This is a genomic window from Streptococcus sp. 5346 (assembly GCF_013277455.1).
Classification (GTDB): domain Bacteria; phylum Bacillota; class Bacilli; order Lactobacillales; family Streptococcaceae; genus Streptococcus.
This window is the reverse complement of record NZ_VMMY01000013.1, coordinates 56848-83791: the sequence shown is the minus strand read 5'-3', so window position 1 is coordinate 83791 and position 26944 is coordinate 56848. Positions and strand designations below refer to the sequence as shown.

The window sequence follows — 26944 nt, the reverse complement described above, 5'->3', positions numbered from 1 at the left end:
TGGCGGTGTAGCTCAGCTGCTATACTCTCGTCTTTGGTAGCTTTTAGCAATTAAATAGCCACTAAATGATGGATTTTTGTCAACTGTAGTGGGTTGAAGAAAAGCTAAGCTCGAGAAAGGACAAATTTCGTCCTTTCTTTTTTGATGTTCAGAGCGATAAAAATCCGTTTTTTGAAGTTTTCAAAGTTCCGAAAACCAAAGGCATTGCGCTTGATAAGCTTGATGAGATTATTAGTGGCTTCCAATTTTGCGTTAGAATAGGGTAGTTGAAGAGCGTTGACAATTTTCTCTTTGTCCTTGATAAAGGTTTTAAAAACAGTCTGAAAAAGAGGATGAACCAGCTTAAGATTGTCCTCAATAAGTCCGAAAAATTTCTCTGGTTCCTTATTCTGAAAGTGAAAAAGCAAGAGCTGATAGAGATTATAGTGGTGTTTCAAGTCTTCTGAATAGCTCAAAAGCTTGTCAAGAATCTCTTTATTGGTTAAGTGCATACGAAAAGTAGGGCGATAAAATCGCTTATCACTGAGTTTACGACTATCTTGTTGAATGAGCTTCCAGTAACGTTTGATGGCTTTGTATTCATGGGATTTTCGATCGAACTGATTCATGATTTGAACACGGACACAACTTATAGCACGGCTGAGATGTTGGATAATATGGAAACGATCAAGTATAATTTTTGTATTCGGGAGTGAAACAGTCTGGGAGACTGTTTCAGCCTGAGCCTAGAAAATTGTAACAAATTCTCCTGCCTCTGCAGCCTTCAAATGGCGGACAAGAAAGGCTTTCTCTTCCTCAACCGTCATATATGCATGGTTACGACCACTACGTGTTTCTTGAAGGAGAGAGTCGAGTCCTAACTCCTCATATTTTTTACATTTCGCCAGATTGTTGTTTGATTACAGTCTAAAAGCTATATAATCTCTTTATAAGGTTTGCCCATCAGACGAAATAGAACGATTTGAAGGCGTTTATGATATTTAGCTGTACTAGAGTCTTTTAAAAGTGTTTTGATGGTTTGGATTTCTTCTTTAGTTGATTTCATATCACTATTGTATAATGCTTTTTGATTTTATAGTAGATTGAAATAAGATATGAACAACTCTATTAGGAAAGTCAAATTAATTTCTAGAAATGTTTTAGCAGCTACAGCGTACTATTCCAAACTCAACTAACTATAGTCTAGTATAACGTTGTACAAGAAAAGTGCAAATAAGAAATCTCCAGATTAGGAACTATCAGTGAGTTCTCTAGTCTGGAGATTTTTCAATATACTTCGTTATTGGGCGGTTACATTTCACTTCCAACTCTTGAGTGAAATTTCTCCGCTATTTAGCCAAATTTCTTTTCCGTTATCACATTGAACTAAAAGTTTACCACTTTCAGAGATGTCTTTAGCAAGTCCCTTGTGGTCTTTTTGATCTAGTGTGAAAGTAACTTCTTTTCCAAGAACGAATGACTGTTTTTTATATAGGTATAATAACTCATCTATTGGTGTTTCGAAGAAAGCACGCCAGATTTCTATGATTAATTCATTCCTTGTTATTGGAGCTGTAGTTTTAAATAAGCTAGCAGCTTTTTCTTTTAATTCTTGTGGGAAATCATTAATAGTAAAGTTGATTCCTACTCCGATAATGATATCTGTGACGAGGCTTGTTTCTACAGAGGTCATTGCTTCAGTGAGGATTCCTCCAATTTTATGATTGTTTAGGTAGATATCATTGACCCATTTTATGTCGACATCTATTAAAGTTAGGTTCTTAATTGCTTTGTAGATAGCTCCTGCTACAAGTAGTGTGTAGGACGGTAATTTGTCGTAAGGAAGATTTGGTTTGAGATGGAGTGTCATATAAATGCCACCTTGTGGTGAGTAGAAAGAACGTTGAAATCGACCTCGGCCTGCTGTTTGATAGGAAGCTATATAGAGGGTGTTTGCTTCATTCCCTAAATCAATTGCTTCTTTTGCATCCAGTTGTGTTGATTTTGTTTCGGGTTTAAAGCTGACTTTAATTGGAAGATTTTCTTCTAGAATATCTGGAAGAATAAGGTCTCCATTCACCAGTTTATAGCCTTTGTTTTTGATACTATCAATTTCAATGCCTTCTTGTTCTAAACGCTTGATGGCTTTCCAAATTGATGTTCGAGTCAGTGATAGTTCTTCTGCAATCTTTTCTCCGCTGATATAATCGGTTTCTTTAGCTAGAATTTGGTAGACGGCTTGGTATGATTTCATAGTGTTTCCTTTCTTTAGAAATTGTAAATGATTTAAATATAGTTTGGGTAGTTGGTCAAAATCTTATTATATTACTACTATTTTAACATATACCTAGTCTTTACGGTATGATTTTCTTATAGTAAATCTAGTCATTAAGTTTGAGTTTTGAAATATCAGTATTTTTGCTCCCTTTTTTACCTAGTAAACGTTTCCTTTGTTTTCAAATTGCTAAAAAAGTGGTACAATATAGGGTAGCTTACTATTATCTGAATCAACTGATTTGGAGAGAAAGGATTCATTTTGAAATCAATAGGCTTTATTGAAAAGCTGAAAGGGTTGTCTAGTAAAGAGCTGATTTTATTGGGAATTATCCTGAGTATCTTTTTGCCCTTTTATCTTTTTGTAGTTGTATTCTGTTTATATATTATTAGTTTGATTTTTACAGGAGACATGAAAAGTATTCTTCAGAAAATGGGGGAGCATCCGATGCTGCTTCTTTTTCTTGGCTATAGTACTGTTATATCCGTTTTTGCACAAAATTGGATGGGAGTCGTAGCTTCAGTAGGAATTTTTCTATTTACTGTTTTCTTTTTGCATTATCAGTCGATTTTATCACATAAATTCTTTCGATTGATTTTGCAGCTCGTCTTGTTTGGTAGCGTCTTGTCAGCTGCTTTTGCGAGTTTAGAACATTTCCAAATTGTGAAGAAATTTAACTATGCTTTTCTTTCACCCAATATGCAGGTGTGGCATCAGAATCGTGCAGAGGTGACCTTCTTTAATCCTAATTATTATGGAATTATTTGTTGTTTCTGTATCATGATTGCCTTCTATTTGTTTACAACGACCAAGTTGAATTGGTTGAAAGTATTCTGTGTGTTTGCAGGCTTTGTGAATCTCTTTGGTTTGAACTTTACGCAAAATCGAACTGCCTTTCCTGCTATTATCGCTGGAGCCATTATCTATCTCTTTACGACCATTAAAAACTGGAAGGCCTTTTGGCTAAGTATTGGGGTCTTTGCGATTGGCTTGAGCTTCCTCTTTTCTAGTGATTTGGGAGTTCGGATGGGGACTTTAGACTCTTCTATGGAAGAACGCATTTCTATCTGGGATGCTGGGATGGCCTTGTTTAAGCAAAATCCTTTTTGGGGTGAAGGGCCATTGACCTACATGCACTCGTATCCTCGGATAAATGCTCCTTATCATGAACATGCTCACAGTCTTTATATTGATACGATTCTGAGTTACGGAATTGTAGGGACTATTTTACTAGTTTTGTCTTCTGTGGCTCCTGTTCGCTTGATGATGGATATGAGTCAGGAGTCGGGGAAACGCCCGATTATCGGTCTTTATCTGTCTTTCCTTACAGTGGTTGCTGTACACGGAATCTTTGACTTGGCCCTCTTCTGGATTCAGTCAGGTTTCATTTTCTTGCTAGTTATGTGCAGTGTTCCATTGGAGCATCGAACGTTGGTATCGGACATGACGGATTAAGTTTATAAGATTAGAATCTTCTACCTTGGGTGGGAGATTTTTTTACTGGGAAAAATTATTTCTAAATCGAAATAGTTGACAGTTAGAATAATGAGTGTTACAATTGCTTTATTCGTTTCGATATCGAAATAAATTGGAGGTGTCATGAAAGATAGTCATTTGGTAGCCCATCATATTCGTTTGTTGAATGGTCGAATTTTTCAAAAGTTACTGAGCCAAGATACTGAAGCTCTTTATCGGAGTGAACAGGGCAAGATTTTAGCGGTTTTATGGAATAGTAAAACTGGCTGCGCAACTGCGACAGATATTGCGCTTGCGACTGGGCTTGCTAACAATACACTGACGACTATGATTAAAAAGCTAGAGGAACAAAATCTTGTAACTATTAGTTCATGTGGAGAAGATAAGCGTAAAAAGTATTTGGTTTTAACAGAGTTGGGGCAGTCTCAGAAAGAAGTGGGGCATCGTGTCAGTCAGAAATTGGATACGATCTTTTACAAAGGATTTTCAGAGGAAGAAATTCGTCAGTTTGAAGCCTTTCAAGAAAGAATTTTGGCTAATCTGAAAGAGGAGGAAAATGAGGTTTAAAATGGAGCAAATTAGCTGTTTATAAGTAAAGGCCACTTTTGACTTTGTTTTCCAACTCTTAGGACAAGGAAATTATGTGGTTAGCTATGGTCAGACTCAGATTGATGGCCTTGCCTATGCCCAGTACGATATCTTCCGACTAGAAAAAGGTAAAATTGTGGAGCATTAGGATAATAAGGAAGTCATGCCTAAGGTAGAAGAGTTGACCAACCGAGGAAAGTTTTAAATTGAGGATACAGAATGATTGAATACAAAAATGTAGCTTTACGTTACACAGAAAAAGATGTCTTGAGAGATGTCAATTTACAGATTGAGAATGGAGAGTTTATGGTTTTAGTTGGGCCATCTGGGTCCGGTAAGACGACCATGATTAAGATGGTCAACCGCCTCTTGGAGCCAACTGATGGAAATATTTATATGGATGGCAAGCGCATCAAAGATTATGATGAGCGTGAACTTCGTCTTTCTACTGGTTATGTTTTACAGGCTATTGCTCTATTTCCTAATCTAACGGTCGCGGAAAATATTGCCCTGATTCCTGAGATGAAAGGATGGTCTAAGGAAGAAATTGCTCAGAAAACAGAAGAGCTTTTGGCAAAGGTTGGTTTACCAGTAGCTGAGTATGGACATCGTTTGCCTAGTGAATTATCTGGTGGGGAGCAACAGCGTGTTGGAATTGTACGGGCTATGATTGGTCAGCCTAAGATTCTCCTCATGGATGAGCCTTTTTCAGCCTTGGATGCTATTTCGAGAAAACAGTTGCAGGTTCTGACTAAAGAATTGCATAAAGAGTTTGGGATGACAACGATTTTTGTGACCCATGATACGGATGAGGCCTTGAAGTTGGCGGACCGTATTGCTGTCTTGCAGGATGGAGAGATTCGCCAGGTAGCGAATCCTGAGACAATTTTAAAAGCACCTGCCACAGAATTTGTAGCAGACTTGTTTGGAGGTAGTGTTCATGACTAATTTAATTGCAACTTTTCAGGATCGTTTTAGTGATTGGTTGACAGCTCTATCTCAACATTTGCAGTTGTCACTATTGACCTTGTTGCTGGCCATCTTTATAGCGATTCCCTTGGCTGTTTATCTTCGCTATCATGAGAAATTGGCCGACTGGGTCTTGCAGATTGCAGGGATTTTCCAGACCATCCCGTCTCTTGCCTTGTTGGGGCTCTTTATCCCCTTGATGGGAATTGGAACCTTGCCAGCTTTGACAGCTCTAGTGATCTATGCGATCTTTCCGATTTTACAAAATACCATCACTGGACTCAAGGGAATTGATCCGAGTCTGCAAGAGGCTGGGATTGCCTTTGGGATGACTAGGTGGGAGCGTCTCAAGAAGTTTGAAATTCCACTTGCTATGCCTGTTATGATGTCTGGGATTCGGACGGCAGCGGTCTTAATTATCGGTACGGCAACTTTGGCGGCCTTGATTGGGGCGGGAGGACTGGGGTCCTTTATCCTTTTGGGAATTGACCGTAATAATGCCAGTCTGATTTTGATCGGGGCCCTTTCTTCTGCAGTGCTTGCCATTGCCTTTAACTTCCTGCTAAAAGTGATGGAAAAGGCAAAATTGCGAACGATTTTTTCTGGTTTTGCCTTGGTGACAATATTGCTCGGTCTGTCTTATAGTCCAGCCCTCTTGGCTCAAAATGAGAAAGAAAACTTGGTTATTGCTGGAAAATTGGGACCAGAACCAGAAATTTTGGCCAATATGTATAAGTTACTGATTGAAGAAAATACCAGCATGACTGCGACTGTTAAACCAAATTTTGGGAAAACAAGCTTTCTCTACGAAGCTTTGAAAAAAGGCGATATTGATATCTATCCTGAATTTACTGGTACGGTGACTGAAAGTTTGCTTCAACCATCACCTAAGGTGAGTCATGAGCCAGAGCAGGTTTATCAGGTGGCGCGTGAAGGTATTGCCAAACAGGATCATCTAGCCTATCTCAAACCCATGTCTTATCAAAATACCTATGCTGTAGCTGTTCCAAAAAAGATTGCTCAAGAATATGGCTTGAAGACCATTTCGGACTTGAAAAAAGTGGAAGGGCAGTTGAAGGCTGGATTTACTCTCGAGTTTAATGACCGTGAAGATGGAAATAAGGGCTTGCAATCAATGTATGGTCTCAATCTCAATGTAGCTACCATGGAACCAGCCCTTCGCTATCAGGCTATTCAGTCAGGTGATATTCAAATCACGGACGCCTATTCGACCGATGCGGAATTGGCGCGTTATGATTTACAGGTATTGGAAGATGATAAACAACTCTTCCCACCTTATCAAGGGGCTCCACTCATGAAAGAAGCTCTTCTCAAGAAACATCCAGAGTTGGAAACAGTTCTCAATAAATTGGCTGGTAAAATTACTGAAAGCCAGATGAGCCAGCTCAACTACCAAGTCGGTGTTGAAGGCAAGTCAGCAGAACAAGTAGCCAAGGAGTTTCTACAAGAACAAGGTTTGTTGAAGAAATAGTTTGAAAATGTCAAACTCAACTTTGTTAAACGACCATATAGAAAACTGCTCAGACAATGTTGTCTGGGCTTTTTTGATTGTTGAAAAGATGAAAACTCAGTAGCCTAGAAATAAGGCAACTGAGCTCTACTCTGTATTCAATTTTTAGGAATGAGAAGGTCTAGATAAAACTGGACAACTTCCTGGTATGTAAAGTCTTGTCCTTTTTTGAGCCACCAGGTCAATGTCTCGATAAAGTTGGACACGACCAAGTGTTGGAGGTAAGAAGTAGGCAGATTAGTGTGGGCTTCTTTTAACTCATCAGCCAACATGGGATAGACATGGTGTTCTAGCTCTTTATGGAGTTGACGGAGGAAGTAGTCATTTTTGGAAAATAGCAGACTGGTAACATGGTCCTGGTTTTTCTGAAAATGTAAAAAGATATGTGCGAGGTAGTCCTCGGTAGTAAAGTGTCCTTCCCTTTCAAAGAGATGATGAAAGAGGTAGCGACAGAGCTCATCTAAAAGGAGTTCCTTGCTTTCATAGTGACAGTAAAAAGTAGAACGCCCAACATCTGCTAGGTCAATGATATCCTGAACAGTAGTGGCATCATAGCCTTTGTCGTTCAAAAGTTGTAAAAAAGCTTGATAGATGGCTTTTTTCGTCTTGCTGACTCGACGGTCTCTTTTTGGCATGTAGACACTTGAGACAAACTGTTCAGAACTGAACATGGCTGACAGTTTGCTTCTATCCTTTCTTTGAATTTTATTAGATAATACAAATGAAAGAAGTATGTATATACCCATTATGCCAAAGGAGGGAGAGAAATGAGTTCTAAAACATCTATCTGGTTAGCTTTTTTCTTAAATTTAAGCTATGCGATTGTTGAGTTTATCGCAGGAGGAATCTTTGGTTCGAGTGCAGTTCTTGCTGATTCCGTTCATGACTTGGGAGATGCTATAGCCATTGGCATCTCAGCCCTTTTAGAAACAATTTCAAACCGTGAAGAAGATAGACAGTACACCTTGGGTTACAAACGTTTTAGTCTTTTAGGAGCCATGCTAACGGCTGTGATTCTTATGATAGGGTCTGTCCTAGTGATCTTGGAAAATGTCACAAAGATTGTTCACCCGCAACCCGTCAATGAGGAAGGCATCCTCTGGCTGGGAATCATTGCAGTAGCCATTAATGTGCTAGCAAGTCTGGTAGTTCGTAAGGGGAAAACAAAGAACGAGTCAATTCTTAGCCTGCATTTTTTGGAAGACACTCTTGGTTGGTTGGCCGTCATTCTAATGGCGATTATTCTTCGATTTACCGATTGGTATATCTTGGATCCGCTCTTGTCTCTTGCTATTTCCTTCTTTATTCTGTCAAAAGCCCTTCCACGTTTTTGGAGAACGCTCAAGATATTCCTCGATGCAGTGCCAGAAGGAGTAGATATCCAGAAGATCAAGACGGATTTAGCAGAATTGGACCATGTCGCTAGTATCAATCAGCTTAATCTCTGGACTATGGATGGTTTGGAAAAAAATGCCATTGTCCATGTTTGTTTAAAAGAGATGGAGCATATGGAAACTTGTAAAGAATCTATTCGAATTTTCCTCAAAGATTGTGGCTTTCAAAATATTACCATTGAAGTTGATGCAGACCTAGAAAGTCACCAAGCACATAAGCGAAAGGTGTGAGTTGGAGCGGAATCATAGAGATTATTAGAGAAACAGCCTTGCTAGAGGTCGTTTTGTAATCCTAATCATTCTTTGTACTCTCTCTCAATGTCAGTCTGGTTCCCAGCATGGTCAGGCTAGGTATTTTCCGACCGTGGAGTACTTCCTTATTAAGAATATCCATACCTGCTCGGCCCATTTCTTCGGTATAGACGGTGATGCTGGAGAGGGGAGGATAGACTTGCTTTGTCAGGCTGGTGTCGTTAAAGGAAATAAGACTGACGCGGTCTGGCAGGGTGATTCCAGCTTCTTGGAGGGCACGGAGGGCACCGATAGCTAAACTATCGCTGGCTGCGAAAAAGGCTGGTGGCAGTTGGTCTCCCAAGCTCTGAATGGCCTCTTTCATCAAGTCATAGCCAGACTGGGCGGTAAAGCTTCCTTGAAAGACCAGTTCATCATGATAGATTCCTTTTGTTTGACTGTAGTTTCTAAAATTTTCCAGTCGCTTGTCCTGAATGATTTCTTCTTGGTCAGTTGTTTCTTCAAGGCCTGTTAGAATCCCGATGCGGTCCATCCCTTGGCTGAGAAAATAATCGATAACCTGTTTCATGGCAGTGTAAAAGTCTGTGATAATGCAGGTGTGTCCCAGCGAGAGGGTATCGCTATCTAGAAAGACAAGAGGCTTTTGGTATTCTTCAAAGGCAGAGATCTGAGCTCGACTAAACTTTCCGATGCAGAGAATCCCGATGACTTCCTCGCTCAGTGTAAAAGGATGGTCATTAAAATAGCGTAAAATATCATAGTCCAGTTCTTGGGCTCTTTTTTCTATTCCTAGGCGAATCTGGTAGTAGTAGAGATCGTCTAACTCCCCTTGTTCGCTGACCCATTGGATAATGGCAATCTTTTGCTTGGGCTTGTGGGACTCGCCTGTCTTGAGGTGCTTAGTGTAGCCCAACTCTTCAGCAACGGTTAAAATACGGTGTCTGGTTTCTTCTGTAACAGATAGGCTCTGGTCGCGATTGAGGACGCGGGATACGGTCGCGATAGAGACAGAGGCTAGCTGTGCAATGTCTTTTAAGGTAGCCATAAATCCTCCTTGATTAGATTAGTATATCATATTCTTTTGCCTTTTACCGATATTTTAGTAAAAATTTAGTAAAAAGGATTGACCTTGGAAAATCCCTTGGATACAATAGAAGAAAACGATTACACGTTAAGGTGACTTAACGGACAGTCAAAGGAGAATTCATATGACACAAGATCTTACTGCTGAAGCTCTTCGCAAAGACTTTCTTGCTGTTTTTGGTCAAGAAGCAGACCAAACTTTCTTTTCACCAGGTCGTATCAACTTGATTGGTGAACACACAGACTACAACGGTGGGCACGTTTTTCCTGCTGCTATTTCCTTGGGAACTTACGGTGCAGCTCGCAAGCGTGACGACCAAGTCTTGCGTTTCTACTCAGCTAACTTTGAGGAAAAGGGTATCATCGAAGTGCCTCTCACTGATCTCAAGTTTGAAAAAGAGCACAACTGGACCAACTATCCAAAAGGAGTTCTTCATTTCTTGCAAGAAGCTGGACATGTGATTGACAAAGGTTTTGATTTTTATGTTTATGGGAATATCCCAAATGGTGCTGGTTTGTCTTCTTCAGCATCCTTGGAACTCTTGACAGGAGTCGTGGCAGAGCATCTCTTTGATTTAAAATTAGAGCGTCTCGATTTGGTCAAAATCGGAAAACAAACAGAAAACAACTTTATCGGAGTCAACTCTGGTATCATGGACCAGTTTGCTATCGGTATGGGAGCGGACCAACGTGCAATTTACCTAGATACTAATACTTTAGAATACGATTTGGTGCCACTTGATTTGAAGGACAATGTCGTTGTTATTATGAACACCAATAAACGTCGTGAATTGGCGGATTCTAAATATAATGAACGCCGTGCTGAGTGTGAAAAAGCAGTAGAAGAATTGCAAGTTGCTTTGGACATTCAAACCTTGGGTGAATTGAATGAGTGGGCCTTTGACCAATATAGCTATCTGATTAAAGATGAAAATCGTTTGAAACGTGCTCGCCATGCTGTGCTTGAAAACCAACGTACCCTCAAAGCTCAAGCAGCCCTTCAAGCAGGAGATTTGGAAACATTTGGTCGTTTGATGAATGCGTCACACGTTTCCCTAGAGCATGACTATGAAGTAACGGGTTTGGAATTGGATACTCTTGTTCATACAGCTTGGGCACAAGAAGGAGTTCTCGGTGCTCGCATGACAGGGGCTGGTTTTGGCGGCTGTGCCATTGCTTTGGTGCAAAAAGAAGCTGTTGAGGCCTTTAAGGAAGCTGTAGGCAAGCACTACGAGGAAGTAGTTGGCTACGCTCCAAGCTTCTATATCGCTGAAGTTGCAGGTGGCACTCGCGTTCTTGACTAGTCAAAAGGAGTCTTTATGGTGACCTTAGTAGATAAATTTGTAACACATGTCATTTCTGAAAGTTCATTTGAGGAAATGGATCGAACCTACCTGACAAATCGTATCTTGGCACGAGTGGGAGATGGTGTTTTGGAAGTTGAGACCAATCTGGATAAATTGATTGACCTCAAGGACCAGCTTGTCGAGGAGGCGGTTCGATTAGAGACGATTGAGGATAGTCAGACTGCGCGTGAAATCCTTGGTGCTGAACTGATGGATTTGGTGACTCCTTGTCCGAGTCAGGTCAATCGTGACTTTTGGGCAACCTATGCCCACTCTCCTGAGCAGGCGATAGAGGATTTTTATCAACTCAGTCAGAAGAATGACTACATCAAGCTCAAGGCTATTGCTAAAAATATCGCTTATCGTGTTCCATCTGACTACGGAGAACTTGAAATTACCATCAATCTCTCTAAGCCTGAAAAGGATCCAAAGGAGATTGCGGCAGCTAAGTTGGTGCAAGCTAGTAATTATCCTCAGTGTCAGCTTTGTCTAGAGAATGAAGGCTACCATGGTCGGGTCAACCACCCAGCCCGTAGCAATCACCGAATTATCCGCTTTGAAATGGCGGGTCAGGAGTGGGGCTTCCAGTATTCGCCCTATGCTTACTTTAATGAGCACTGTATTTTTTTAGATGGCCAGCATCGTCCCATGGCCATTAGTCGTCAGAGCTTTGAGCGTCTGCTGGCTATCGTAGAGCAGTTTCCGGGCTATTTTGCGGGTTCAAATGCGGACTTACCAATTGTGGGGGGCTCTATTCTAACTCATGACCACTATCAGGGAGGCCGTCACATATTTCCTATGGAATTGGCTCCCTTGCAAAAAACTTTCTCTTTTGCTGGTTTTGAGCAGGTCAAGACTGGGATTGTCAAGTGGCCTATGTCAGTGTTACGTTTGACTTCGGATTCCAAAGAGGATTTGATCAACTTGGCTGATAAGATTTTGCAGGAATGGCGCCAGTATTCAGACCCTACAGTGCAGATTTTAGCAGAAACAGATGGAACACCGCATCACACCATCACACCTATAGCGCGCAAACGTGATGGCCAGTTTGAGTTGGACTTGGTCTTGCGGGACAATCAGACTTCTGCAGAACATCCTGATGGCATCTATCATCCCCACAAGGATGTCCAACATATCAAGAAGGAAAATATCGGCTTGATTGAGGTCATGGGCTTGGCAATCTTGCCACCACGTCTGAAAGAAGAAGTGGAGCAAGTCGCTAGCTATCTTGTAGGAGAAGCTGATGCAGTTGCCGACTATCATCAGGAATGGGCAGACCAACTCAGAGCCCACCATCCAGACCCAACAGATAAAGAAAAAGCCCTTGAAATCGTCAAGGACTCTGTTGGTGCTATCTTTGCGCGTGTACTTGAGGATGCAGGAGTCTACAAGCAGACGGAACAAGGGCAGACAGCCTTTATGCGCTTTGTGGAGCAGGTCGGAATTTTGCCAGACTAGGTGCTTTCTCCTTGCACAGTCCTATAAAAAGTAGTATCATAGTGTCGTTTGAACTATCAGGAGGAAACGATGAAAGATTTTCATTTTGACGCTATATCTGCCTTTGAAAATTACGAAATTGAACAAATGAGAGATGGTCACGTTGTGGTGACGACCAAAGTAGTGGACTCGTCGCTCAACTACTATGGCAATGCCCATGGTGGCTATCTCTTTACCCTTTGTGACCAGATCAGTGGTTTGGTGGTTATCTCGCTGGGGCTTGATGGGGTGACACTCCAGTCCTCTATCAACTACCTCAAAGCAGGAAAACTCGACGACGTGTTGACCATTGAAGGAGAATGTGTCCATCAAGGTCGCACAACTTGTGTGGTGGATGTAGATATCACCAATCAAGAAGGCAGAAATGTCTGTAAAGCAACCTTTACCATGTTTGTTACAGGCCAAAGGTCAGAAGACAGACAGGTAAGGATATAAAGAGTAATTTAATAGAGTGAGGTGAATTTTGGAATTTATAAAATTTGCCTTACTCATTTTTTGATATTGATATGATTTAATTCTAAAATAGAAAATTTAGTAATGTGGTAGAAAATACAAGAGTTGTGTTTTAATTTCTATGGTATAATTAAAAGCATGAAGATAAAAGAAATAAAGGAAATTACTTTACAACCGTTCACGAAATGGACAGGTGGTAAAAGACAATTATTGCCTGTTATTAGAGAATTAATGCCTAAAACCTATAACAGGTATTTCGAACCTTTTGTTGGAGGTGGAGCTTTATTTTTTGATTTAGCTCCTAAAGATGCAGTTATTAATGATTTTAACGCTGAACTAATAAATTGCTATCAACAAATTAAGGACAATCCTCAAGAATTGATTGAAATTTTGAAAGTTCATCAGGAATATAATTCAAAAGAATATTATTTAGATTTACGTTCTGCTGATCGTGATGAAAGAATAGATATGATGTCTGAAGTACAAAGGGCAGCACGTATTCTCTATATGTTGAGAGTAGACTTTAATGGTTTATATCGTGTGAATTCTAAGAATCAGTTTAATGTACCTTATGGTCGTTATAAAAATCCTAAAATTGTTGATGAGAATTTGGTATCTGCTATTTCAACTTATCTGAATAATAATCAAATAGAAATTAAAAAAGGAGATTTTGAAAAGGCTGTTTTGGATGTTCAACCAGGGGATTTTGTATATTTTGATCCCCCGTATATTCCATTGTCAGAGACAAGTGCCTTTACTTCCTACACTCATGAGGGGTTTTCATATGATGATCAAGTAAGATTAAGAGATACCTTTAAAAAATTGAGTGATGCAGGGGCTTATGTTATGTTGTCAAACTCCTCTAGTTTTTTGGTAGAGGAGTTGTATCGAGATTTTAATATCCATTATGTTGAAGCTAACCGAACTAATGGAGCAAAATCTTCGAGTCGAGGAAAAATTTCTGAAATTATAGTCACAAATTATGAAAAATAACGAATATAAGTATGGAGGTGTTTTAATGACAAAACCATACTATAATAAAGATAAAATGATTCTTGTTCATGCAGATACGTTTAAGTTATTATCGAAAATGAAACCAGAAAGCATGGACATGATCTTTGCTGATCCTCCATATTTTTTGAGTAACGGTGGTATATCAAATTCTGGGGGACAGGTTGTATCTGTAGATAAAGGTGACTGGGATAAGATTTCTTCCTTTGAGGAAAAGCACGAATTCAATCGTAAATGGATTCGTTTAGCAAAAGAAGTTTTGAAGCCTAATGGGACTATTTGGATTTCGGGGAGTTTACATAATATTTACTCAGTTGGAATGGCATTAGAGCAAGAAGGTTTTAAAATTCTAAATAACATTACTTGGCAGAAAACAAACCCTGCACCTAATTTATCCTGTCGTTATTTCACTCATTCTACTGAGACTATTTTATGGGCAAGAAAAAATGATAAAAAAGCTCGTCATTATTACAATTACGATTTGATGAAAGAGCTAAATGATGGTAAGCAAATGAAAGATGTTTGGACAGGTGCTTTGACGAAAAAAGCTGAGAAATGGGCTGGCAAGCATCCAACACAAAAACCAGAATATTTATTGGAACGTATAATTTTGGCCTCTACTAAAGAGGGTGACTATATTCTAGATCCATTTGCTGGTAGTGGCACTACGGGTGTTGTTGCGAAGCGATTAGGTAGAAGATTTATAGGTATCGATGCTGAAAAAGAATATTTGAAGATAGCTAGAAGAAGATTAGAGGAGGAAAACTATGGCTAGAAAACCAAATAAACATGGAGGAGGAGCCAAAACGACGACTAATGGTTTGAAATTTGAAAGAGATACTGATTTTTCGGAATTAGTAGATTCCCTTCCAGGATATGAAGTTAAAGAAATAGATTTCAAAGATAGAAAAGCAACAAAAGGCTTTGAAGTTTTTAGAGTTGGGGAAGAAGAAATCATTGGTAAAATTATGCCTCAATATAGATTTTATGATTTTTTGAAAGAATTAGGGATTAAGAATACCAATTCTAAACAATGGAAACCAGATGAAGTATTTATAAATTTTGAAAATCATACAGTTTATATAGTTGAGAAAAAATGGCAGGAAAGCGAAGGAAGTGTTGATGAAAAACTACTGGGCTTTGGCAATAAAAGACGTATTTATCAACGTTTGTTAGATAGTGTGCAAGAGGGTGAACCATTTTCTGTGCAATTCATATTTGTTGGAAATAAAAGTTTTTTTGGTCAAGATAAATATCGTGATACTTTTGAAATGTTACGAGGGGATGGCATCAAAATAATGCTTGATGAATACGACATGACATTTTTTGGTTTATTTTAATTACAAGGTGAATTATGGATTTTAATACTTACATTTCTTCATCATCAGAAGATAGATTACAAAATTTTTTAAATACTCTCTCAATTACTAACAGAACTCCAGAGTACTATGTGAATTGGAAGAAAGTTGACCGTGAGACAAAGAAGTATGAACTAGAGTTGAATACTTTGAACTACTTAATTGGTAAAGATGATATTTATTCAGAAGCTCTACGTTTATTCACTAGACAACCTAATTTGTTAAAAGCTATTCCTAGCCTAATTGCAAGTCGTGATAAAGTTTTAGATGTTTTAACAATAGATGAAAACGATAATATGTCTTTTGAACAATTGGATTTCAAAACGATAGACACTAGTAGAATAGATGATTACATGAAATTTATTGAGCAATCCGGTTTATTAAATTTTTTACAACAACATGCTAATCGTTCATTAGTTGATTATGTTTATGGAGTGGAGACTGGATTAGATAGCAATGCACGAAAAAATCGAAGTGGAACAACCATGGAGGGGATTTTAGAGAGACATGTAGCAAAAATTTCTCAGGAACAAAGATTAGAATGGAAAGCTCAAGCTACAGCTCAATATATTAAAGATAAGTGGGGGATTAAAGTACCTGTTGATAAGTCTGAGAGAAGATTTGATGTTGCAGTTTATTCCCGAGAAAAACATAAGGTTTGGTTGATTGAAACAAATTATTATGGCGGCGGAGGAAGTAAATTAAAAGCGGTTGCTGGAGAGTTTACTGAACTCAGTCAATTTGTTATTACTTCAGATGACGATGTTGAATTTGTTTGGGTTACTGATGGTCAAGGATGGAAAACAGCACACTTACCATTAGCAGAAGCATTTAGTCATATTACGAATGTATTTAATTTAGAGATGTTAAGAGAAGGATTTTTAGCTGATTTATTTTTATAATGATTGCTCATTAGCTACACAAAAAAGAGGTTCACACCTCTTTTTCTTATTTCTTTTTATGATTTAATACGGCATTGAGGACAATGGCGAGTAGGCTGGCTACGACGATTCCGTTTGAGAAGAACATTTGGAAGGCTGTCGGCATGCTGACAAAGAGATTACTGTTATTTAGACCGACACCTGCAGCGATTGAAACAGCTGCGATAAGGAAGTTATGTTCATTGTTAGCAAAGTCAACACGGGCGAGGATTTGCATTCCTTGAATAGATACAAAACCAAACATCACCAGCATGGCACCACCGAGGACAGGACTTGGAATGATTTGGGCAAGGGCACCAAACTTAGGAAGAAGTCCAAGGAGAATCAGGAAACCAGCTGCGTAGTAGATTGGCAGACGAGTCTTGATACCTGACAATTTAACCAAACCAACGTTTTGTGAAAATCCTGTGTAAGGGAAGGTATTAAAGATTCCTCCGAGAAGTACGGCCAAGCCTTCTGCGCGGTAACCGTTGCGCAGGCGCGTGCTGTCGATTGGGTCTTTTGTGATATCAGACAAGGCTAGGTAAACACCAGTCGATTCAACCATAGACACCGTTGCGATGATACACATCATGACAATAGATGAGATTTCAAAGGTTGGCATCCCAAAGTAGAGTGGAGTTGGGACATGGACAAGTGGTGCTGCTGCAACAGGAGAGAAATCAACTAAGCCCATGCTAGCAGCAATGGCAGTTCCAACAACCAAACCAATCAAAATAGAGATAGACTTGATAAATCCTTTGGTAAAGATGTTAATCAAGAGGATAATCAGAACAGTGATAGCTGCAAGCAAGAGACTTTGACCAGTTGGTTCTGGAACGTTATTTCCCATATTTCCAATAGCGACAGGAATCAAGGTTAAACCAATCGTGGTAATAACAGATCCTGTTACGATAGATGGGAAGAGATTGGCCACTTTTGAGAAGATGCCTGAAACAAGAACCACGTAAATCCCTGATGCGATGAGGGCACCAAACATAGCGCCACTACCATGGCTTTGCCCAATCATAATCAAGGGAGCGACCGACTGGAAGGCAACTCCGAGCACGACTGGGAGTCCAATTCCAAAGTATTTGTTGAGTTGGAGTTGGAGGAAAGTTGCCACCCCACACATGAAGATATCTGTGGAAATCAGGTAGGTCAACTGCTCAGCTGAATAGCCAAGGGCAGTCGCAATCATGATGGGAACCAGGATGGATCCTGAGTACATGGCTAGTAAGTGCTGCAAGCCAAGAACGGCTGCTTGCGAGTGTTTTTCTTGAGTTTGCATTAGAGATCTGCCTCCTTAAATACGACTTGACCATTTTCAAAACGATCCAAACGAGCGAGTGATAGAACAGGGTAGCCTGCTTTTTCAAGCAAATCACGGCCATCTTGGAAGGATTTTTCAATCACAATACCGACAGCTTCGACTGTGGCACCAGCTTGTTCGATGATTTGAATCAAGCCTTTGGCAGCTTGGCCATTAGCAAGGAAATCGTCGATAATCAAGACCTTATCTTCTGGTGAGAGGAATTTTCCAGCGATAGAAACGGTGCTGGTCACCTGCTTGGTAAAGGAGTAAACTTCGGCAGTTAAGATTCCTTCGTTCATAGTGATGTTTTTAGCTTTTTTAGCGAAAATCATGGGAACGTTTAAGGCTTCAGCTGTAAAAAGAGCTGGGGCAATGCCTGACGCTTCAATGGTTACGACCTTGGTAATGCTAGCAGCAGCGAATTTTTCCGCAAAAACCTTACCAATCTCTCGCATTAAGCTAAAGTCAACTTGGTGGGTTAAAAAGGAATCCACCTTGAGGATGTTGTCACCCAAGATATGACCATCCTTGAGGATGCGCTCTTCTAATAATTTCATAAGACCTCCTAAAGTCTAAAAGCCAATCCATTTGCTTGTTTATAGTTTCTGGCAAGAAATAGAAAAAGGACCTACTTAATCTCTAAGTAAGTCCCCAAAATAGGCATGGCAAAAAGAACCATACCTTACTTCTGACTTACTTATTGTTAGGTGTTCCGGCACCTTGTAGAAACGTCGTGCCAATTCACAACATAAACAAGTAAAATGATATTCAATTTTAAATAGGCTTGTGCCAATGTTTTTATTTTACACTAAATAACTTTAGAAATCAACTGTTTTGTTAGTGTTTTGGTTTAAAAAGCGAACGAATATAATAAAAATGGGCAAAAGTTAACTTATTAGCTAACCTTTAGAAGGTTTTTCCATCATAAAAGGCATATTATCAAGATTTTTCAAGATCTGCCAATATGCCTTTCTCTAACTTTAAAGACGTTTTCCCAATCTTTATTATTCTACTCGCTAAATCTTAAAAAATAGCCATCTGGATCCAAAATCGCAAATTCATGGGGATATATAAAGCTATCTCCTACTCGAAATTCTCTTTTTGTCAGGGGACGATGGATAGGATAGTCAGCTTCCAGCAGTTTTTGGTGGAGCTGAGGAACATCTGCAATACCAAAGGAAACATTGACACCGCGCCCGAAAGGATAGGTCAGCTGAGCTAATTCTTCTGTGCTGGCTTCTTCTAGCATAAGTTGGCAGTCTTCAAGCGAGAGGAAGAGAAATTTCTCCTCTGGACGCTCGTATTCGACAGAGAATCCTAGCAGACCGCAGTAGAAGTGGCGTGATTTTTCGATGTCAGATACTACAAATTCAGGAATGACAGCTTGATAGTCCATTCGTTTTCTCCTTAGAGTTCAATTTCCAAGACAATGGGTGTATGGTCTTGGCGAGCTCCTGAGTCAATCATGTCAGACTTGGTCACTTTGTCAGCGATGCGGTTACTTGTGAGCCAGTAGTCGATTCTCCAGCCTGTATTGTTGATTTTAGAAGTCTTGCTGCGCTGTGCCCACCAAGTGTAGCGTTCTGGAACATCGCCATGAATATGGCGGAAGGTGTCGGTAAATCCAGTTGCCAAGAGGTTGGTAAATCCAGCACGTTCCTCGTCGGTAAATCCTGGTGAACGACGGTTGCTGGCAGGATTTGCAAGGTCGATTTCATTGTGGGCTACGTTATAGTCACCGGTCGCAAGGACTGGTTTTTCTTTGTCTAGTTCAGCCAAGTACTCAGCATATTTGACATCCCAGATTTGGCGTTCTTCCAAGCGTTTGAGTCCATCGCCAGCATTTGGTGTGTAAACTTGGGTCACGAAAAATTCATCAAATTCTAGAGTGATGATACGGCCTTCCAAGTCCATGGTAGAAGGGGCACCGATTTCTGGGAAGGAAATAGTTGGTGTGAGTTCTTTCTTATAAAGGAACATGGTTCCAGCATAGCCTTTACGGGCAGGCTCTTGGGAAGAGCGCCACGTGTTTTCGTAGCCTGGGAAGAGTTCTTCTAAAATTTCTAAGTGTTTCTTTGTAGGCCCTTTGGCAGAAAGCTTGGTTTCTTGGATAGCAATGATATCAGCATTTTCTGCCACAAGGGTTTGTAGGACTTCTTGGGACAATTTAGCACGAGCTGAGTCACTCGTTAGGGCAGCATTGAGGGAATCAATATTCCATGAGATAAGTTTCATAAAGTTACCTTTTTCATTCAGATTTATAGATTTTATTATACCAAAAAAAGGTCTATTTCCCCAACGTATGGTTTGAAAAATCACCCTCTTTCGTTTATAATGAAGAATGATTTTATGAAAGGGAGTGAAAATAAATGAAATTTTACTCATATGACTATGTGCTTAGCCAAATCAGTCAGCAAAATGGAATCATGATTGGCTTTGGGATTGTTCTCCTAGCTATCACAGGATTTTTTGCTTTTAAAGCCTATCGAGATAAAAAGGGGACTAAGTTTCGGGAATTGGTCATGATTTTGGCCTTGACCTTAGTGGCCATGCTTTTGGTGACAATTTCAAAATACCAGACCAATCAAGCCTCTAACAATCAATTTCAAACTTCCCTTCATTTCATAGAGGTTGTTTCCAAAGACTTGGGAGTGGATAAATCAGAAGTTTATGTCAATACTTCTGCAGCCACTGATGGAGCGCTAATCAAGGTAGGTTCAAATTTCTACCGCGCTTTGAACGGGAGCGAACCAGACAAGTATCTTTTAGAAAAATTAGAATTCAATCAAACAGACGCTATTGAATTGGTGGAGGTAAACAAATGACACTCAACTATATGGAAATTTTAATCAAACTGGCCTTGGGTCTTTTCTCGCTTGTTTTTGTTATCAATGTGACAGGAAAGGGAAATCTGGCGCCTAACTCTGCGACAGACCAAATTCAGAACTATGTTCTCGGTGGTATTCTCGGTGGGGTGATTTACAATAGTTCGATTAGCATTCTCCAGTACGCAGTGATTTTGATGATGTGGACAATTTTGGTTTTGACCCTCAAGTGGCTCAATAATAATGTTCGCTTTGTCAAACGCTTGATTGATGGGAAACCAACTCTCCTCATCAAAAATGGGCAGATTGACCCAGAAGCCTGTCGTTCAGTTGGCTTGTCTGCGGCAGAAGTTGCTCTCAAACTTCGTAGCCAAGGGATTTTCCAGATGAAGCAAGTTAAACGAGCTGTGCAGGAGCAAAATGGCCAACTCATCGTGGTCCAAATGGGAGATGAAAATCCTAAGTATCCAGTTGTGACTGACGGTGTGATCCAAGTAGATGTTTTGGAATCGATTGGTCGTAGCGAAGAGTGGTTGCTTGATAACCTCAGCAAACAAGGGCATGACAATGTAGCCAATATCTTTATCGCTGAGTATGACAAGGGTGTCGTCTCAGTCGTAACCTATGAATAAGAAAAACCTGGGGTCTTGGCCTCAGGTTTCAATTTGCAATCAGAAAGGGATTTTATGTCCATTATTCAAAAACTTTGGTGGTTTTTCAAGTTAGAAAAACGCCGTTATCTAGTCGGGATTGTGGCCCTGGTTTTGGTTTCCGTCCTCAACCTCATTCCCCCCATGGTTATGGGGCGGGTCATTGATGCTATCACATCGGGGCAATTAACCCAGCAGGACCTCCTTCTTGACCTATTTTACTTGCTTCTTGCGGCCTTTGGGATGTACTATCTGCGCTATGTTTGGCGGATGTATATCCTTGGGACTTCCTACCGTCTGGGACAGATTATGCGCTCTCGCTTGTTTGAGCATTTCACAAAAATGTCTCCAGCCTTTTATCAAACCTATAGGACGGGGGACCTGATGGCACACGCAACCAACGATATCAATGCCTTAACGCGTCTGGCAGGGGGAGGGGTTATGTCAGCGGTTGATGCCTCAATCACAGCTTTAGTGACCTTGTTGACCATGCTCTTTAGCATTTCATGGCAGATGACCTTGGTTGCCATTCTTCCCCTGCCTTTCATGGCTTATGCGACCAGTCGTCTAGGGAGAAAGACCCACAAGGCCTTTGGCGAATCCCAAGCTGCCTTTTCCGAACTTAATAACAAGGTACAGGAGTCTGTATCAGGTATTAAAGTGACCAAGTCTTTCGGTTACCAGGCGGACGAGTTGAAGTCCTTTCAGGCAGTCAATGAATTGACCTTCCAAAAGAACCTGCAAACCATGAAATACGATAGTCTCTTTGACCCCATGGTTCTCTTGTTTGTTGGTTCATCCTATGTGTTAACCCTCTTGGTCGGCTCCTTGATGGTTCAGGAAGGGAAGATTACAGTTGGAAATCTAGTAACCTTTATCAGCTATTTGGATATGTTGGTTTGGCCTCTCATGGCCATTGGTTTCCTCTTTAATATCACTCAAAGAGGAAAGGTTTCCTACCAGCGGATTGAGGAACTTTTGTTTCAGGAATCACCTGTACAAGACCCTGAGTTTCCTTTAGAGGGTATTGAAAACGGGCGCCTGCAGTATGATATTGATAGCTTTGCCTTTGAAAATGAGGAAACACTGACGGATATTCACTTCAGTTTAGAAAAAGGTCAAACATTGGGCTTGGTCGGTCAGACAGGCTCTGGGAAAACGTCCTTGATCAAGCTCCTCTTGCGTGAATACGATGTGGACAAGGGAGCCATTTATCTAAATGGTCACGATATTCGGGACTATCGTCTGACAGATCTTCGTAGTCTTATGGGCTATGTTCCTCAGGACCAGTTTCTCTTTGCGACCTCTATCTTAGACAATATCCGCTTTGGAAATCCGAACTTGCCACTTTCAGCGGTCGAGGAAGCGACTAAGCTAGCTCAAGTTTACCAAGATATTGTGGATATGCCCCAAGGATTTGATACGTTGATTGGTGAAAAGGGAGTCAGTCTTTCTGGTGGTCAAAAGCAACGTCTGGCCATGAGTCGGGCGATGATTTTAGACCCAGATATTTTGATTTTAGATGATTCCTTATCGGCCGTGGATGCCAAGACAGAGTATGCTATTATTGACAATCTTAAGGAAACACGTAAGGAAAAGACAACCATTATCACGGCTCATCGACTCAGTGCAGTTGTCCATGCAGATTTGATTTTAGTCCTGCAAAATGGTCAAATTATAGAACGGGGCAGGCACGAAGACCTGCTAGCTATGGATGGCTGGTATGCCCAAACCTACCAGTCTCAGCAGTTGGAAATGAAGGGAGAAGAAGATGCAGAATAAACAAGAACAATGGACTGTATTGAAGCGCTTGATGTCCTATCTCAAGCCTTACGGCCTCCTGACCTTTTTGGCACTCAGTTTTCTCCTAGCGACGACGGTCATTAAAAGTGTCATTCCCCTTGTGGCTTCCCACTTTATCGACCAGTATCTGAGTAATCTTAACCAACTAGCCATTACCGTTTTGCTGGCCTACTATGGCCTTTATATTCTACAAACTGTAGTTCAGTATGTCGGTAATCTTCTCTTTGCGCGGGTATCCTACAGCATCGTTAGGGATATTCGTCGGGATGCCTTTTCCAATATGGAGAAGCTGGGCATGTCTTACTTTGACAAGACGCCAGCAGGCTCTATCGTCTCTCGTTTGACAAATGATACCGAGACCATCAGTGATATGTTTTCAGGGATTTTATCTAGCTTTATCTCAGCAGTTTTCATCTTTCTGACAACTCTTTATACCATGTTGGTGTTGGATTTTCGTTTGACTGCATTAGTCTTGCTCTTTCTCCCCTTGATCTTCCTTTTGGTCAATCTCTATCGGAAAAAATCAGTGAAAATCATTGAGAAAACCAGAAGTCTCTTGTCAGATATCAATAGTAAGCTGGCAGAAAATATCGAAGGAATCAGGATTATCCAGGCCTTTAATCAAGAGAAGCGCCTGCAGGCGGAATTTGATGAGATCAACCAAGAACACTTGGTCTATGCCAACCGTTCTGTAGCCTTGGATGCCCTCTTTTTACGCCCCGCCATGAGTTTGCTGAAACTTTTAGGTTATGCTGTCTTGATGGCCTATTTTGGCTATCGTGGACTTTATCTGGGAATAACGGCAGGAACCATGTATGCCTTTATACAGTACATCAATCGTCTCTTTGACCCCTTGATTGAAGTGACGCAAAACTTTTCAACCCTTCAAACTTCTATGGTTTCTGCAGGTCGTGTTTTTGCCTTGATTGATGAGAGGACCTATGAGCCCCTTCAAAATGATGGGCAAGCCAAAATCCAAGAAGGCAATATCCGTTTTGAACATGTGTGTTTCTCATATGACGGTAAACATCAGATTCTGGATGATATTTCTTTCTCTGTTAACAAGGGTGAAACCATTGCTTTTGTAGGCCATACAGGTTCAGGGAAATCGTCTATTATCAATGTCCTCATGCGCTTTTATGAATTCCAGTCAGGGCGAGTTCTCTTGGATGGTGTGGACATTAGGGACTACAGTCAGGAAGAGCTGAGAAAAAACATCGGTCTGGTCTTGCAGGAACCCTTCCTCTATCATGGAACAATCAAGTCCAATATCGCTATGTACCAAGACATTAGTGATGAGCAGGTCCAGGCTGCAGCTGCCTTTGTGGATGCAGATTCCTTTATTCAAGAACTTCTGCAGGGATATGATGCACCTGTTTCCGAGCGTGGTTCGAGCTTCTCTACAGGTCAGCGTCAGCTTCTTGCCTTTGCTAGAACAGTCGCCAGTCAGCCTAAAATTCTGATTTTGGATGAAGCGACAGCTAATATTGACTCTGAAACAGAAAGTATGGTTCAAGCTTCTCTGGCGAAGATGAGACGGGGTCGAACAACCATTGCTATCGCCCATCGTCTTTCTACCATCCAAGACGCCAACTGTATCTATGTTTTGGATAAGGGGCGCATTATCGAGAGTGGAACTCATGAGGAACTCTTGGCCTTGGGAGGAACCTATTACAAGATGTATAGCTTGCAAGCAGGGGCCATGTCCTAATACTCTTTGAAAATCTCTTCAAACCATGTCAGCTTTATCTGCAACTTCAAAGCTGTACTTTGAGCCACCTGCGGCTAGCTTCCTAGTTTACTCTTTGATTTTCATTGAGTGTAAGAAGGAAATCCTTCAAATTACAGATTTCTTTCACCGCCTTTTCCATTTTGTGGTATAATGAAAAATGTTGACAAATAGTATAATAAAAACAAAGGAGAAACAGTATGCTGAAATGGGAAGACTTGCCCGTGGAAATGAAATCAAGCGAGGTTGAGTCTTACTACCAGCTTGTCTCTAAAAGGAAGGGTTCGCTGATTTTCAAGCGTTGTTTGGACTGGGTTTTAGCCTTGGTTGTACTGGTTCTGACCTCTCCCATCTTTCTCATTTTGAGTATTTGGATCAAGTTGGATAGCAAGGGGTCAGTGATTTACAAGCAAGAGCGCGTGACCCAGTACAATCGACCTTTCAAGATTTGGAAGTTCCGTACCATGGTGACGGATGCAGATAAAAAAGGTAGTCTGGTGACTTCTGCTAACGATAGCCGCATTACCAAGGTTGGCAATTTTATCCGCCGTGTCCGTTTGGACGAACTGCCTCAGTTGGTCAATGTTCTTAAAGGTGAGATGTCCTTTGTAGGGACGCGTCCTGAAGTGCCTCGTTACACAGAGCAGTATAGCCCTGAAATGATGGCGACCTTGCTCTTGCCAGCAGGGATTACCTCTCCAGCAAGCATCAACTACAAGGATGAGGACACCATCATCAGTCAAATGACGGAGAAAGGTCTATCAGTTGACCAAGCCTATGTTGAACACGTCCTTCCTGAAAAGATGCGCTATAACCTCGACTATCTCCGAGAATTTAGTTTTTTTGGAGACATCAAAATCATGTTTCAAACCGTGTTTGAAGTGCTAAAATAAAGTAGTCATAAGAAAATGAGTACAGATAAAAGGAGCAAATAAATGCCAAATTACAATATTCCATTTTCACCACCCGATATTACGGAAGCAGAAATTGCTGAAGTAGCGGATACCCTGCGTTCTGGTTGGATCACAACAGGTCCTAAGACAAAAGAACTAGAGCGTCGCTTGTCTCAATATACACAGACGCCTAAGACTGTCTGTCTTAACTCTGCAACTGCCGCGCTTGAGTTGATTTTGCGTGTTTTGGAAGTGGGTCCTGGAGATGAAGTCATCGTTCCAGCCATGACCTATACAGCTTCATGTAGTGTTATCACTCACGTAGGAGCGACCCCTGTCATGGTGGATATCCAAGCAGATACGTTTGAGATGGACTATGACCTGCTTGAGCAAGCCATTACTGAAAAGACTAAGGTGATTATTCCGGTTGAGCTTGCGGGGATTGTTTGCGATTATGACCGTTTGTTCCAAGTTGTGGAGAAGAAACGTGATCTCTTTACTGCGTCAAGCAAGTGGCAAAAAGCCTTTAACCGTATTGTGATTGTTTCTGATAGTGCCCATGCTTTAGGATCTACTTATAAAGGGCAACCAGCTGGTTCTATCGCTGACTTCACATCCTTCTCATTCCATGCCGTTAAGAACTTTACAACGGCAGAAGGTGGAAGTGCGACTTGGAAAGCCAATCCAGCGATTGATGACGAAGAGATGTACAAGGAATTCCAAATCCTTTCCCTTCACGGGCAAACTAAGGATGCTCTTGCCAAGATGCAACTGGGTTCATGGGAATACGATATCGTCACACCTGCCTACAAGTGCAATATGACCGATATTATGGCATCACTTGGTTTGGTACAATTGGACCGTTACCCTAGCTTGCTTGACCGTCGTAAGGACATTGTGGACCGCTATGATCGTGGTTTTGCAGGTTCTCGCATCCATCCTTTGTCACACAAGACTGAAACTGTCGAATCTTCACGCCACCTCTACATCACCCATGTAGAAGGAGCAAGCTTAGAAGAACGCAACCTCATCATCCAAGAATTAGCTAAAGCGGGAATTGCAAGTAACGTACACTATAAACCGCTTCCACTCTTAACAGCCTATAAGAATCTTGGCTTTGATATGGCGAATTATCCTAAGGCCTATGCCTTCTTTGAAAATGAAATTACGCTCCCTCTTCACACTAAATTAAGCGATGAAGAAGTGGACTATATCATTGAGACTTTCAAAACAGTTTCTGAAAAAGTGCTAACTTCATCAAAAAAATGACAAACTACAGTCAAGTAATAGTGATTCTGTTTCTAAAAAGTCTAATTGAGTGTAAAACTGTTGTTTTCAATTGAAAGTCCTATAGTAAAATGAAATAAAAACAGGACAAATTAATCAGGATAGTCAAATTAATTTCTAGCAATATTTTAGAAGCAAAGGTGTACTCTTATAGTTTCAATATACTGTATGGTTTGAAATGAGATGTGAGCAATTTGGTGTAGCATTTAGAATTTTTATTAGGCATCATTTAGAAAATGTAGTGTCTTGTTCTAGTTTTCAATTCACCCTATTTTTTGAAAGACGCGAGTTTCCACGAATGAGGTTGTGG

General features: G+C 40.7%; 25 protein-coding genes, 3 pseudogenes and 1 riboswitch. Of the genes and pseudogenes, 19 read left to right on the top strand and 9 right to left on the bottom strand.

Features of this window, described 5'->3' with window-relative positions; translation table 11 throughout:
* Positions 1-104: 104 nt before the first annotated feature.
* From HT732_RS08195 to birA, 3 genes and pseudogenes are all read right to left on the bottom strand, one after another.
* Positions 105-689, bottom strand: a pseudogene (locus HT732_RS08195) (transposase); the annotation flags it as partial.
* 42 nt (positions 690-731) lie between these two features.
* Positions 732-1045 (bottom strand): annotated as a pseudogene (locus HT732_RS10170) (helix-turn-helix domain-containing protein); the annotation flags it as partial.
* A 252-nt stretch (positions 1046-1297) separates the two neighbouring features.
* Entirely contained in the window at positions 1298-2233 is a 936-nt protein-coding gene (birA, locus tag HT732_RS08190) for a bifunctional biotin--[acetyl-CoA-carboxylase] ligase/biotin operon repressor BirA (protein ID WP_173254574.1), read from the bottom strand.
* A 282-nt stretch (positions 2234-2515) separates the two neighbouring features.
* Here birA and HT732_RS08185 point away from each other — a divergent pair, with 282 nt between their 5' ends.
* The 5 genes and pseudogenes from HT732_RS08185 to HT732_RS08170 all read left to right on the top strand — a co-directional run bounded on the left by HT732_RS08185 (position 2516) and on the right by HT732_RS08170 (position 6779).
* A complete protein-coding gene (locus HT732_RS08185) occupies positions 2516-3709 on the top strand; it encodes an O-antigen ligase (protein ID WP_004242420.1) in 1194 nt (397 codons plus the stop codon).
* A 144-nt stretch (positions 3710-3853) separates the two neighbouring features.
* Positions 3854-4297 carry a MarR family transcriptional regulator gene (locus HT732_RS08180; protein WP_173254573.1) on the top strand — a complete coding sequence of 148 codons (444 nt, stop codon included), beginning with the start codon at positions 3854-3856 and terminating at the stop codon, positions 4295-4297.
* Positions 4298-4331: 34 nt separating this feature from the next.
* Positions 4332-4466 (top strand): annotated as a pseudogene (locus HT732_RS10165) (polyketide cyclase); the annotation flags it as partial.
* A 71-nt stretch (positions 4467-4537) separates the two neighbouring features.
* Complete coding sequence (locus HT732_RS08175) at positions 4538-5266, top strand: ABC transporter ATP-binding protein (RefSeq protein WP_173254572.1); 729 nt, start codon at positions 4538-4540, stop codon at positions 5264-5266.
* On the top strand, positions 5259-6779 hold the full coding sequence (locus HT732_RS08170) for an ABC transporter permease/substrate-binding protein (RefSeq protein ID WP_173254571.1): 1521 nt from the start codon (positions 5259-5261) through the stop codon (positions 6777-6779). The genes HT732_RS08175 and HT732_RS08170 overlap by 8 nt, the downstream gene beginning before the upstream one ends.
* A 137-nt stretch (positions 6780-6916) precedes the next feature.
* Here the strand turns inward: HT732_RS08170 and HT732_RS08165 are convergent, their stop codons facing one another.
* The gene (locus HT732_RS08165; RefSeq protein WP_004235331.1) at positions 6917-7453 is read right to left on the bottom strand and encodes a TetR/AcrR family transcriptional regulator; all 537 of its coding nucleotides are present in this window, start codon (positions 7451-7453) and stop codon (positions 6917-6919) included.
* Positions 7454-7585: 132 nt separating this feature from the next.
* On the opposite strand from HT732_RS08165, the gene HT732_RS08160 reads away from it, so the two are divergent.
* Positions 7586-8443 (top strand): cation diffusion facilitator family transporter, encoded by an 858-nt coding sequence (locus HT732_RS08160; protein ID WP_173254570.1) that lies wholly within the window; start codon positions 7586-7588, stop codon positions 8441-8443.
* 61 nt (positions 8444-8504) lie between these two features.
* On the opposite strand, the gene galR is transcribed toward HT732_RS08160, so the two are convergent.
* Entirely contained in the window at positions 8505-9509 is a 1005-nt protein-coding gene (galR, locus tag HT732_RS08155; RefSeq protein WP_173254569.1) for a DNA-binding transcriptional regulator GalR, read from the bottom strand.
* Between the two features lie 163 nt (positions 9510-9672).
* On the opposite strand from galR, the gene HT732_RS08150 reads away from it, so the two are divergent.
* The 7 genes from HT732_RS08150 to HT732_RS08120 all read left to right on the top strand — a co-directional run bounded on the left by HT732_RS08150 (position 9673) and on the right by HT732_RS08120 (position 16114).
* Positions 9673-10851 carry a galactokinase gene (locus HT732_RS08150; RefSeq protein WP_173254568.1) on the top strand — a complete coding sequence of 393 codons (1179 nt, stop codon included), beginning with the start codon at positions 9673-9675 and terminating at the stop codon, positions 10849-10851.
* 18 nt (positions 10852-10869) lie between these two features.
* Positions 10870-12351, top strand: coding sequence for a UDP-glucose--hexose-1-phosphate uridylyltransferase (locus HT732_RS08145; RefSeq protein WP_173254575.1), 1482 nt, complete (start codon positions 10870-10872; stop codon positions 12349-12351).
* A gap of 69 nt (positions 12352-12420) precedes the next feature.
* Entirely contained in the window at positions 12421-12825 is a 405-nt protein-coding gene (locus HT732_RS08140) for a PaaI family thioesterase (protein ID WP_173254567.1), read from the top strand.
* 156 nt (positions 12826-12981) lie between these two features.
* A complete protein-coding gene (locus HT732_RS08135; protein ID WP_173254566.1) occupies positions 12982-13836 on the top strand; it encodes a DNA adenine methylase in 855 nt (284 codons plus the stop codon).
* A gap of 25 nt (positions 13837-13861) precedes the next feature.
* The gene (locus tag HT732_RS08130; RefSeq protein ID WP_173254565.1) at positions 13862-14629 is read left to right on the top strand and encodes a site-specific DNA-methyltransferase; all 768 of its coding nucleotides are present in this window, start codon (positions 13862-13864) and stop codon (positions 14627-14629) included.
* Entirely contained in the window at positions 14622-15194 is a 573-nt protein-coding gene (locus tag HT732_RS08125) for a PD-(D/E)XK nuclease superfamily protein (protein WP_049488228.1), read from the top strand. Before HT732_RS08130 ends, HT732_RS08125 begins: the two co-directional genes overlap by 8 nt.
* Before the next feature lie 14 nt (positions 15195-15208).
* Positions 15209-16114: a type II restriction endonuclease gene (locus tag HT732_RS08120; protein WP_125841142.1), complete on the top strand. Its 906-nt coding sequence runs from the start codon at positions 15209-15211 to the stop codon at positions 16112-16114.
* A gap of 46 nt (positions 16115-16160) precedes the next feature.
* Here HT732_RS08120 and HT732_RS08115 read toward each other — a convergent pair whose 3' ends face one another.
* The 4 genes from HT732_RS08115 to HT732_RS08100 form a co-directional block, all read right to left on the bottom strand.
* Positions 16161-17423, bottom strand: coding sequence for a nucleobase:cation symporter-2 family protein (locus tag HT732_RS08115; protein WP_173254564.1), 1263 nt, complete (start codon positions 17421-17423; stop codon positions 16161-16163).
* Positions 17423-18004 carry a xanthine phosphoribosyltransferase gene (locus HT732_RS08110; protein ID WP_173254563.1) on the bottom strand — a complete coding sequence of 194 codons (582 nt, stop codon included), beginning with the start codon at positions 18002-18004 and terminating at the stop codon, positions 17423-17425. The genes HT732_RS08115 and HT732_RS08110 overlap by 1 nt, the downstream gene beginning before the upstream one ends.
* Before the next feature lie 123 nt (positions 18005-18127).
* Positions 18128-18223, bottom strand: a riboswitch (purine riboswitch).
* A 233-nt stretch (positions 18224-18456) separates the two neighbouring features.
* Positions 18457-18843 (bottom strand): VOC family protein, encoded by a 387-nt coding sequence (locus HT732_RS08105; protein WP_173254562.1) that lies wholly within the window; start codon positions 18841-18843, stop codon positions 18457-18459.
* A gap of 11 nt (positions 18844-18854) precedes the next feature.
* Complete coding sequence (locus HT732_RS08100) at positions 18855-19682, bottom strand: exodeoxyribonuclease III (protein WP_173254561.1); 828 nt, start codon at positions 19680-19682, stop codon at positions 18855-18857.
* Between the two features lie 134 nt (positions 19683-19816).
* Here HT732_RS08100 and HT732_RS08095 point away from each other — a divergent pair, with 134 nt between their 5' ends.
* From HT732_RS08095 to HT732_RS08070, 6 genes are all read left to right on the top strand, one after another.
* On the top strand, positions 19817-20272 hold the full coding sequence (locus HT732_RS08095; protein WP_054365775.1) for a DUF3290 family protein: 456 nt from the start codon (positions 19817-19819) through the stop codon (positions 20270-20272).
* On the top strand, positions 20269-20904 hold the full coding sequence (locus HT732_RS08090; RefSeq protein ID WP_173254560.1) for a DUF421 domain-containing protein: 636 nt from the start codon (positions 20269-20271) through the stop codon (positions 20902-20904). The genes HT732_RS08095 and HT732_RS08090 overlap by 4 nt, the downstream gene beginning before the upstream one ends.
* A 54-nt stretch (positions 20905-20958) precedes the next feature.
* The gene (locus HT732_RS08085; RefSeq protein ID WP_173254559.1) at positions 20959-22704 is read left to right on the top strand and encodes an ABC transporter transmembrane domain-containing protein; all 1746 of its coding nucleotides are present in this window, start codon (positions 20959-20961) and stop codon (positions 22702-22704) included.
* Positions 22694-24436, top strand: coding sequence for an ABC transporter ATP-binding protein (locus HT732_RS08080; RefSeq protein ID WP_173254558.1), 1743 nt, complete (start codon positions 22694-22696; stop codon positions 24434-24436). The genes HT732_RS08085 and HT732_RS08080 overlap by 11 nt, the downstream gene beginning before the upstream one ends.
* Before the next feature lie 218 nt (positions 24437-24654).
* A complete protein-coding gene (locus HT732_RS08075) occupies positions 24655-25347 on the top strand; it encodes a sugar transferase (protein WP_173254557.1) in 693 nt (230 codons plus the stop codon).
* A 42-nt stretch (positions 25348-25389) separates the two neighbouring features.
* On the top strand, positions 25390-26616 hold the full coding sequence (locus tag HT732_RS08070) for a DegT/DnrJ/EryC1/StrS aminotransferase family protein (protein WP_173254556.1): 1227 nt from the start codon (positions 25390-25392) through the stop codon (positions 26614-26616).
* Positions 26617-26944: the final 328 nt, after the last annotated feature.

Coding starts and splice junctions, on each gene's coding strand:
- birA (WP_173254574.1), bottom strand. CDS start 2,233: ATGAAATCATACCAAGCCGTCTACCAAATTCTAGCTAAAGAAACCGAT.
- HT732_RS08180 (WP_173254573.1), top strand. CDS start 3,854: ATGAAAGATAGTCATTTGGTAGCCCATCATATTCGTTTGTTGAATGGT.
- HT732_RS08175 (WP_173254572.1), top strand. CDS start 4,538: ATGATTGAATACAAAAATGTAGCTTTACGTTACACAGAAAAAGATGTC.
- HT732_RS08170 (WP_173254571.1), top strand. CDS start 5,259: ATGACTAATTTAATTGCAACTTTTCAGGATCGTTTTAGTGATTGGTTG.
- HT732_RS08165 (WP_004235331.1), bottom strand. CDS start 7,453: ATGCCAAAAAGAGACCGTCGAGTCAGCAAGACGAAAAAAGCCATCTAT.
- HT732_RS08160 (WP_173254570.1), top strand. CDS start 7,586: ATGAGTTCTAAAACATCTATCTGGTTAGCTTTTTTCTTAAATTTAAGC.
- galR (WP_173254569.1), bottom strand. CDS start 9,509: ATGGCTACCTTAAAAGACATTGCACAGCTAGCCTCTGTCTCTATCGCG.
- HT732_RS08150 (WP_173254568.1), top strand. CDS start 9,673: ATGACACAAGATCTTACTGCTGAAGCTCTTCGCAAAGACTTTCTTGCT.
- HT732_RS08140 (WP_173254567.1), top strand. CDS start 12,421: ATGAAAGATTTTCATTTTGACGCTATATCTGCCTTTGAAAATTACGAA.
- HT732_RS08135 (WP_173254566.1), top strand. CDS start 12,982: ATGAAGATAAAAGAAATAAAGGAAATTACTTTACAACCGTTCACGAAA.
- HT732_RS08130 (WP_173254565.1), top strand. CDS start 13,862: ATGACAAAACCATACTATAATAAAGATAAAATGATTCTTGTTCATGCA.
- HT732_RS08125 (WP_049488228.1), top strand. CDS start 14,622: ATGGCTAGAAAACCAAATAAACATGGAGGAGGAGCCAAAACGACGACT.
- HT732_RS08120 (WP_125841142.1), top strand. CDS start 15,209: ATGGATTTTAATACTTACATTTCTTCATCATCAGAAGATAGATTACAA.
- HT732_RS08115 (WP_173254564.1), bottom strand. CDS start 17,423: ATGCAAACTCAAGAAAAACACTCGCAAGCAGCCGTTCTTGGCTTGCAG.
- HT732_RS08110 (WP_173254563.1), bottom strand. CDS start 18,004: ATGAAATTATTAGAAGAGCGCATCCTCAAGGATGGTCATATCTTGGGT.
- HT732_RS08105 (WP_173254562.1), bottom strand. CDS start 18,843: ATGGACTATCAAGCTGTCATTCCTGAATTTGTAGTATCTGACATCGAA.
- HT732_RS08100 (WP_173254561.1), bottom strand. CDS start 19,682: ATGAAACTTATCTCATGGAATATTGATTCCCTCAATGCTGCCCTAACG.
- HT732_RS08095 (WP_054365775.1), top strand. CDS start 19,817: ATGAAATTTTACTCATATGACTATGTGCTTAGCCAAATCAGTCAGCAA.
- HT732_RS08090 (WP_173254560.1), top strand. CDS start 20,269: ATGACACTCAACTATATGGAAATTTTAATCAAACTGGCCTTGGGTCTT.
- HT732_RS08085 (WP_173254559.1), top strand. CDS start 20,959: ATGTCCATTATTCAAAAACTTTGGTGGTTTTTCAAGTTAGAAAAACGC.
- HT732_RS08080 (WP_173254558.1), top strand. CDS start 22,694: ATGCAGAATAAACAAGAACAATGGACTGTATTGAAGCGCTTGATGTCC.
- HT732_RS08075 (WP_173254557.1), top strand. CDS start 24,655: ATGCTGAAATGGGAAGACTTGCCCGTGGAAATGAAATCAAGCGAGGTT.
- HT732_RS08070 (WP_173254556.1), top strand. CDS start 25,390: ATGCCAAATTACAATATTCCATTTTCACCACCCGATATTACGGAAGCA.